4 protein-coding genes are annotated in these 8,394 nt (G+C 37.1%); 1 reads left to right on the top strand and 3 read right to left on the bottom strand.

Features of this window, described 5'->3' with window-relative positions:
• Positions 1-269 precede the first annotated feature (269 nt).
• The 3 genes from J3U27_RS10235 to J3U27_RS10225 form a co-directional block, all read right to left on the bottom strand.
• Complete coding sequence (locus J3U27_RS10235) at positions 270-764, bottom strand: hypothetical protein (protein ID WP_267377398.1); 495 nt, start codon at positions 762-764, stop codon at positions 270-272.
• Positions 765-956: 192 nt separating this feature from the next.
• Positions 957-2,306, bottom strand: coding sequence for a hypothetical protein (locus J3U27_RS10230; RefSeq protein WP_267377397.1), 1,350 nt, complete (start codon positions 2,304-2,306; stop codon positions 957-959).
• A gap of 901 nt (positions 2,307-3,207) precedes the next feature.
• Entirely contained in the window at positions 3,208-4,704 is a 1,497-nt protein-coding gene (locus J3U27_RS10225) for a hypothetical protein (protein ID WP_267377396.1), read from the bottom strand.
• 975 nt (positions 4,705-5,679) lie between these two features.
• Here J3U27_RS10225 and J3U27_RS10220 point away from each other — a divergent pair.
• The gene (locus J3U27_RS10220; protein ID WP_267377395.1) at positions 5,680-8,043 is read left to right on the top strand and encodes a membrane-bound PQQ-dependent dehydrogenase, glucose/quinate/shikimate family; all 2,364 of its coding nucleotides are present in this window, start codon (positions 5,680-5,682) and stop codon (positions 8,041-8,043) included.
• Positions 8,044-8,394 lie beyond the last annotated feature (351 nt).

The following is an 8,394-nucleotide window of genomic DNA, read 5'->3' as shown; positions in this document are numbered from 1 at the left end:
CCCTACAGTTTAAAGCAGAATTATTTATTTAAGACAATATTTCAAAACAGAATTTAGAACCCCAAAAACCCCGCTCCTCAACTTTTTTTGATGCAAAAAAACAGCTACTAAAAAGCGCTACAGTTTAAAGCAGAATTATTTATTTAAGACAATATTTCAAAACAGAATTTAGAACCCCAAAAACCCCGCTCCTCAACTTTTTTTCGATAAAAATCTTAAAAAATCACCCTAGTTGAGGTGGATGATTTATTTTCGACATCACTCTGCTATTAATCACTAAAATAGTTTTTTAATTCCTGAATAAACGCACTATCTACCATGGCAGGGTATTTATTTGCCTGCCATGATTGTAAAAATAATAGGTGCTGAACCGTTAAGGGTTTATTCATATCGCGAAATTCGTTTAACTGTTCGTTTACCTCTTGGGATGTTGTGAGAAGGGATTGTGGTGTTTTTTGCTTCGGTATTTGGCAATGCTTTTGGTACCATAAATCATAGCCACTTAAATCATAATCACCCAATAACTCATAACCCGTTAAATTAGGGCTGGCATTAGGGTAGCGTTTAGTGATAGAACTGGTAGGAAATCCACCGCAAATAATAATTTCATCAATTTTTTTTATATACTTTGCCGTTACCTTTAAGTTAAAACCCAATAACTGCTCAACCACATATAATGATTGATTATAAAGCTTTAAAAAATTACCTTCGGCAATAAACTGAACCGGCCTTTTACTTAATGCGATTTTATCTTCAATATTCATTTTATATTACTCCTTTAATATCTATATTTTTAACCACCACCTCGGTGCCCAGCATTTTTGCCGCTTAGCCGCAAAATCGCTTTTTATAGCTAAACGACGTTGACTCCTTGAGTCAGCTTGCTTTTAATGACTCAACACTATTTTTTATCACCCCCGCCCCCGCCTTAAGGATTAAGGACAAAGAAATAAAGACTAAGGATGGGAACAAAGGCCGTAGCTGTCTCTGACGGTGTAGTACCAACCCACGTTACCGTAGTGTGTGTCCACGAAAAACTGGGTACTACCAGTCGGGTCACTAGTCCAGTACCAAACGTCGTAGAAGCCAACGCCTGAATAATCATACAGACGACCCCACTCAGTGAAAAAACCAGAACCTATATGACGCATATAACCATTATGGGATGAGGAAGGAGTGGCGCCGACTGAACCACGACACAAAGAATCGTTGTTAGGACAAGATGCATTAGTTAAGTCCTTTACCTCAGGTACTCGATAACCAATACTATTACACCAAGATAATGTATTAGGATAAGTGTCCAGCTTAGAACCTCGGTGGACGAACCACTGCTTCAAAGTAAAACCATATTTAATAACTGGATTACCATTATTGTCTCGACCGACCAACTCGAAAGTCTGAGGCAAAGAAATAGGGGAAAGAGGACCAGGATTGGCTGAACTAATCTGGGATGGAGTAGCGTAAGGACCAGTTAAAGTAACGCGTACGCTTGTAGCAGTAGGATTAGACATAGTAGCAGTGATACCTCCATGAGAAACAGGAGACCAATACAATGGCTGACTACTACCGGTAATGAGTAAATCAAAGTACAATCCATTAGCACCAGTAGTAGGAAAGTTTCTACCGTAACGTGACGGGTCTGTTTCTTGAGTGAGAAAACCATTAGCTGGGTCCCACATTGAAGATGGACCTTGGAAATCCATACCCCAACCATTCTCATTAGGCTTACCATATAATAAGTTAGGCCGAGCAAAACAAACCACAGGCGCAGCCTTAGGATTAACATAATAAGTCACATTACTTGCATTGAAAGTACTACGATTAGGAAAACCATAACGAGTAGATAATGTACCGTTAGAACTAGATAACGTAACCTTATAAGGTGCATTACAAATTGTTGGAACGGTACTACGTGATACAGACTGACCTCTTTTATCGACGATAGATAAACTTAAAGAACCAGTAGCAGTAACGTCAGCATCACCATCATCATCTCCCCAATAATTATTAGGAGGACCGATAAGAGTACTTAAAGAAACTGAATTAGTATTAGTTGGGACGAACATACGAATATCAGCAAAACTCTGACCCTCAACCGGCAAGGACATTGGTGCTGAAGAAGATGAAGTATTGGTTGAAGGCGTGTACCTAGTTCCGTCAGATAGAGTAATCCCAAGCAGACCATTAGTATCAACTGCACATGTACGACCACCGTCGAAAGTCAGATAAGGCGGAGTACCCTGTATCTGATTTGCTGTTGTCTGTGATGTCAATGCGTGACTCGAAAAAGGAAGGAAAAAGACCACGAAAAAAACAATCTGCCGGGATAATTTAGAAAAGGATCGAAAACAGGATCTGAAACAGGATCCGGAAAACGATCGGAAAAAAGATCGAGAAGAGGATCGCGGAAGCGATCGCGCGAAAATTCGCAGAATTTCACTTGATTGAGTGGAAAAATAAGCTTCAGTGAAAAATTTAAACTGGGTGTTGGACTTAGACGAATTTAAAAGATAGGTTGGCCAGGTTGCCTGTTGCCTGTTGCCTGTTGAAAATTATAATGCATTTTAGACTACCTTGTCAAGTAATTTTTTGATTAATTTACAATTTTATGCTTTTTTATCAAATTTTAGCCACTGAGCTAAAACCGTGTAAAAAGTATAGTGATTGGAAAAACACGATGCAACACTTTTTTTCGCTCAGTTGCGTTAACTTTTGTAAACAGGATCTAAAAAGGATCTAATTCATAATTGATTAACTATTGTTTTAATTGAAAATTTTGTCATTATAAATCTTTAAATAAATGATTAAAGATCCTCGGAAATTTTATTTTAGGGCTTTGAATTAGAAATTTAGTAAGTTTGATCATTTAAAACTTTTTAAGTGAAATTTTGAATCCCAAAAACCCCGTTCCTCAACTTTTTTATGCAAAAAAACGGCTACTAAAAAACGCCAAAGTTTAAAGCGGAATTATTTATTTAAGACAATATTTCAAAGCAGGATTTTGAATCCCCAAAAACCCCGCTCCTCAACTTTTTTTGCTTTAAAAAAACTCAAATTAAACTACCTCAGTCGAGATAGTTTATGCGAATCTATGCTATAAAATCGCTTTTTATAGGACAACCCCGTTGACTCTTTGAATCAGCTACCTTTTTTGACGCTATTTTTACTATCCCAAAAGCTCCAGTCATAAGGATTTAGAAGTAAGGACTAAGGGTAGGTACAAATTCCATAGATGCTATGGGTAGTGTCGATCCTATCGATACTACCACTACCTGAGGCCACATAAAACTGACCAAGAGTATTGAGGATATCTAAGTCAGTCGTCAAGTCATTAGCCCAGTACCCATAAAGGTAAAACCCAGCTCCCGAGTAGTAATCCATTGCGCCCCACTCCGTAAAAAGACCAGCACCGATTTGACGCTGGTATAAATTATTAGGTGACGACGGTGTAGCGCCGACTGAATCTTTACACCAAGAACCGTGATTAGTCCCACGGCAAGATGCATTTGTTAGATCACTAATTTTAGTAGGTCGATAACCAATACTCTTACACCAAGATAATGTATCTAAATAAGTGCTAATACCTTGATGGATAAACCACTGCTTTAACTCAAATCCATACTTGACAACAGGGTTACCACTACTATCGCGACCGATTAACTCAAATGTTTGGGGCAAAGTAGGCTTAGAAATAAGACCAGGGTTGCTAGAATTCGATTGTGATTCAGTTGCAACAGGACCGGTTAAGGTTACGCGTACACTTATAGCTGTAGAATTGGTCATGGTAGCGGTTATACCACCATGAGAAACCGGTGACCAAGACAACGGCTTATTACTACCTTCAATGAGTAAATCAAAGTACAAACCATGAGCACCAGTAGTAGGGAAGTTTAAGTTGTAAGATGATTGAGTGAGAAAACCTTTATCAGGATTCCACACTGAAGCCGGACCACGGTAGTCGTGAGAAAGACCTTTCTCATTAAGTTTACCTAATCTTAAATTAGGCCTAGCGAAACATACTGCTGATGATTCGTTAGGAGTAATATAATATGTCACATTACTGGCACTGAAATTACAACTAGTAGACTCGCCATTATTGAACGAACCAGCTGTACTGCTTAATTTAACCTGATAAGGTGCCTTACAAATATCTAACACGGTATTGCGTGATACCGCTTGGTTATTTTTATCGACGATAGATACATTTAAAGTGCCGGTTGTGTTCACATTATCCCCCGAATGAGTATACTTCGAACCGATAAAGGTGCTTAATGCGACTGAGTTGATATTAGTTGGGACTAACATACTAATATCTGCAAAACTCCGACCAGGCAGCTTGATTGGGTTGTTAATTGATGAGTTATTGGTTGAAGGCGTGTATCGTGTTCCATCTGATAAAGATATTTCGAGCAGGTTGTCGATATTAACGGTACAGGTACGATTACCATTGAAGGTTAAATACGGCTTGCTATCGTTAATAACATTTGTCTGTTTAGGTTTTAGTGCGTGGCTGTAAAAAGAGAGAGAAAATAAAAGCGCAAAAAAAATCTGCTGGAATAAATTGGATCGACAAAAGAAGTACGCAAAAGTTAACTGAATGGTGCTTAAGTATGAGAAAAAATAAGCTTTCTGGAAAAATAAATATTTTGAGCTTTGCTTTGACGAATTTAAGTTATCGGTTACCGGTTGAAAATTATCACTCATGTTCGACCACCCTATCAATTGTCCTTTAAATTTATTGATATTATTTATCGATTTAATTTTAGTCGTCTAAATAAAACAATGTTAAAAGTATAGTGACTAAAAAAATTAAGGACAATATATTTTTTTAACAACCAGTCATCGTAAAGAAAAGCGTTTACAAAAAATAACACGCGATTGATATTAGTTTTTTTGTGAATTTAAGGAACGGAATCTTCGGACTTCAAAAAAACCGTTCCTCAAATTTTGGAGGGGAAAACTGCCTACTCGGCATAAATCACTTCATTTAACATGCGTGCCTCAAATGATTTTTTCTAAACTGCCTACTCGGCATAAATTTTCTAATGGGTGTACATATGCAGCGATATCTCTTTCTAAACTGCCTACTCGGCATAAATCTAGAACACTGCATACTATAAACATTATTTGCACAAAGGCAAAAGGCATTTTGGAAATTAAAAACCCTTTTTTTAATAGATTTACAATCCTATGGTTTTTAATGATTTTATTTTTTAATAGAAAAAAGGGTTATTAAGCTATTTATTTTGGAATTAAAAAACCCCGCTCCTCAACTTTTTTTGGTTATAAAAAACGCAAGAAATCCTTTCAGTTTGTTTAAACTGGCGAAACATTCAATCAGACTAATATGCTTTATGTGATAAAGTATGCGTTAACTTTATAATAATAATTTGATTTTTAACCATAAAATTTATTATTTTGGGATATTAAAATACGTGAATTTTAGTCGCAAAAAAGTCAAAAAAATTTTTCATGCCCCTATTGTTTTTCTCAATTATTGAGAGCATATTAATTGCATATTTATCAGACAAGTTTTTGCCTTGTTGATGGATGATGATAAATAATTAAGGAGTTCATCTTTTACCCCCGTCGTTTTCTACCATTACTCATTAAACAACGTCAAGTTAAACTGAGAAATTTAATCAATAGTAAGATTAATATTAAGTATAAGGATTATTCATGATAAAGATAAATGGTGCTAAAAAATTTTATTTATGGCTTGTTGCCACAATTTTATTAATCAGCGGGCTGTTTTTGACCATTAACGGTGTGCGACTTGTTGCCGTTGGTGGTAGTTGGTATTTTTTATTAATGGGGTTGGTGCAAATCGTTTCCTCATTTCTTTTATTTAAGCAAAACACTAAAGGTGCATGGCTTTATGCTTTAGCTTATGCCTTAACAATTGTTTGGGCATTATATGAAGTTGGTTTGCAGTTCTGGCCGTTATTTTCTCGTTTAATGGTATTTGGTGGTTTTGCAATGCTTATTGCATTTGCTTATCCAACATTAAAGAGACATGAAACAGGCGATAATAAAGCTGGCAAAGGTGGGTATGCTGTCGGTATGTTTATTTTTGTTGCGCTTTGTGTTTCGCTCGGATTTATGTTCCAAGAACATAATGTAATTAAAAATGCAGTACCTTTAGCCAACAATCAATTGAAACCTACAGACAATCTGCTTGATTGGAAACAATATGCGAATACCACTAAAGGGACGCGTTTTTCCGGAGCGGATCAAATTAACAAAGAGAATGTTAAAGATCTTCAAGTCGCATGGACTTATCGTACCGGTTATGTGCCTTATAACAGCGGTTCAGGTCCGGAAGATCAAAATACGCCATTACAAATTGGCCAAAATGTTTATCTCTGCACCCCAACAAATATTGTGATTGCTTTAGATGCAGATTCAGGTCAACAAAAATGGCGCTATGATCCTAAAGCATCAACCCCAAACTGGGAGCGTTGTCGAGGCTTAGCTTATTATGAAGATAGCTTAGATAATGTTAGCAATAGTAATGCGACTTGTTCAGCTAGAATCATTATGAACACTATTGATGCCCGTTTAATGGCCATCGATGCCAATACCGGTAAATTATGTGAAGATTTTGGTGATAAAGGCGTTGTGGATCTTAAGAAAAATATGGGTGATATTCCGCCAGGCTATTATGAACCGACTGCTGCACCGTTAGTAGCCAAAGATGTTATTGTTGTTGGTGGACGGGTTGCCGATAACTTTTCAATCAATGAACCTGGCGGGGTAGTTCGAGCTTTTGATGTTCATACCGGTAATTTGGTTTGGGCGTGGGATCCGGGTAATCCAAATATTACCGATGTACCACCTGCAAATGAAACCTATACTCGCGGTACCGTTAACGTTTGGGCAACAACAGCTTACGATCCAGAGCTTGATCTTGTTTATGCTCCAACCGGTAATGCAACCCCAGACTTTTTTGGTGGTGGCCGAACTCATTATGATGATGATTTTAATTCGTCTATTGTGGCTTTAGAACGTAAAACCGGACAAATTCGTTGGACATTTAGAACGGCTCATCATGATTTATGGGATTATGATTTACCTTCCCAACCATTACTTTATGATATTCCAAATGAAAATGGTGGCATGACAAAAGTCATTGTACAAACCACAAAATCCGGTCAAATTTTTATGCTTGATCGCGTAACGGGTAAACCTGTTGCAGAAGTCCAAGAAAAACCTGTTCCTCAAGGTAATGTTCCGGGTGAATATTATTCTCCGACTCAACCATTCTCAGTGGGGATGCCTTCAATTGGTAATGAAACCTTAACTGAGTTCGATATGTGGGGAGCAACACCATATGATCAGCTTCTTTGTCGTATTGACTTTGTTGGTTCTGAATATCATGGTCTGTTCACTCCGCCGGGTATGACTAAAACGTTACAATATCCAGGATCGTTGGGTGGTATGAACTGGGGTAGCGTGGCAGTTGATCCTCAAAACAATTTGATGTTTGTTAATGATATGCGTATTGGCTTGAAAAATTGGATGATTCCTCAAGACCAAATTCCGAAAAATTCAAGCGGGATTGAGATGGGTATTGTTCCACAAAAAGGAACACCTTTTGGTGCAATGCGTTTAAGATTTACCTCACCTCTTGGCGTGCCATGTCAAAAACCACCGTATGGCACAATGACAGCTATTGATCTTAAATCACGTCAAGTGGTTTGGCAAAAACCTTTAGGTACAGTTATGGATACGGGTATTTTAGGTATACCTATGCATTTACCTGCTCCAATCGGTATGCCGACCATTGGTGGACCAATGGCGACTAAATCAGGTTTATTATTCTTTGCTGCTACGCAAGATTTTTACCTAAGAGCCTTTGATTCGGTTACAGGCGAAGAAGTTTGGAAAGCGAGATTACCGGTGGGTAGTCAAGGTACTCCAATAACCTATATCTCACCAAAAACAGGTAAACAATATATTGTGATTTCCGCTAGTGGCGCAAGACAATCTCCTGTGCGTGGCGATTATGTTATTGCTTATGCATTACCAGATAAAAAATAGTTTTTGGCAAAATAGATAAAATAAGCTTAATCTAGAAATGCCATTATATCGTTTAGTGTTAACGATATAATGGCAAATAAAATACAATCTAGTCAGTTTAATTTAACTATTCTATTCAACTAAACCTGATACCTTTCCTAAATTTATTGGCGAAATTGCTGCTATCACAACACCACTTTCCATTATTTCTATAATTTCCAATAATTATCCCATTACTAAATGCTTTAGTCTCAACAATCAGATAAATCTGGATTTTTGGTTAAAAGTAATGCCATAATTTATCTACATGATTAAATAGTTATGAAGATGTAACATTGCAGAAAGAAAAATTTATTTCATGAAATATACTGA

This window comes from Gilliamella sp. B2911 (assembly GCF_026536965.1).
GTDB lineage: Bacteria > Pseudomonadota > Gammaproteobacteria > Enterobacterales > Orbaceae > Gilliamella > Gilliamella apicola_E.
The sequence above is the reverse complement of the archived record's forward strand: the minus strand, read 5'-3'. Positions and strand labels throughout refer to the sequence as shown.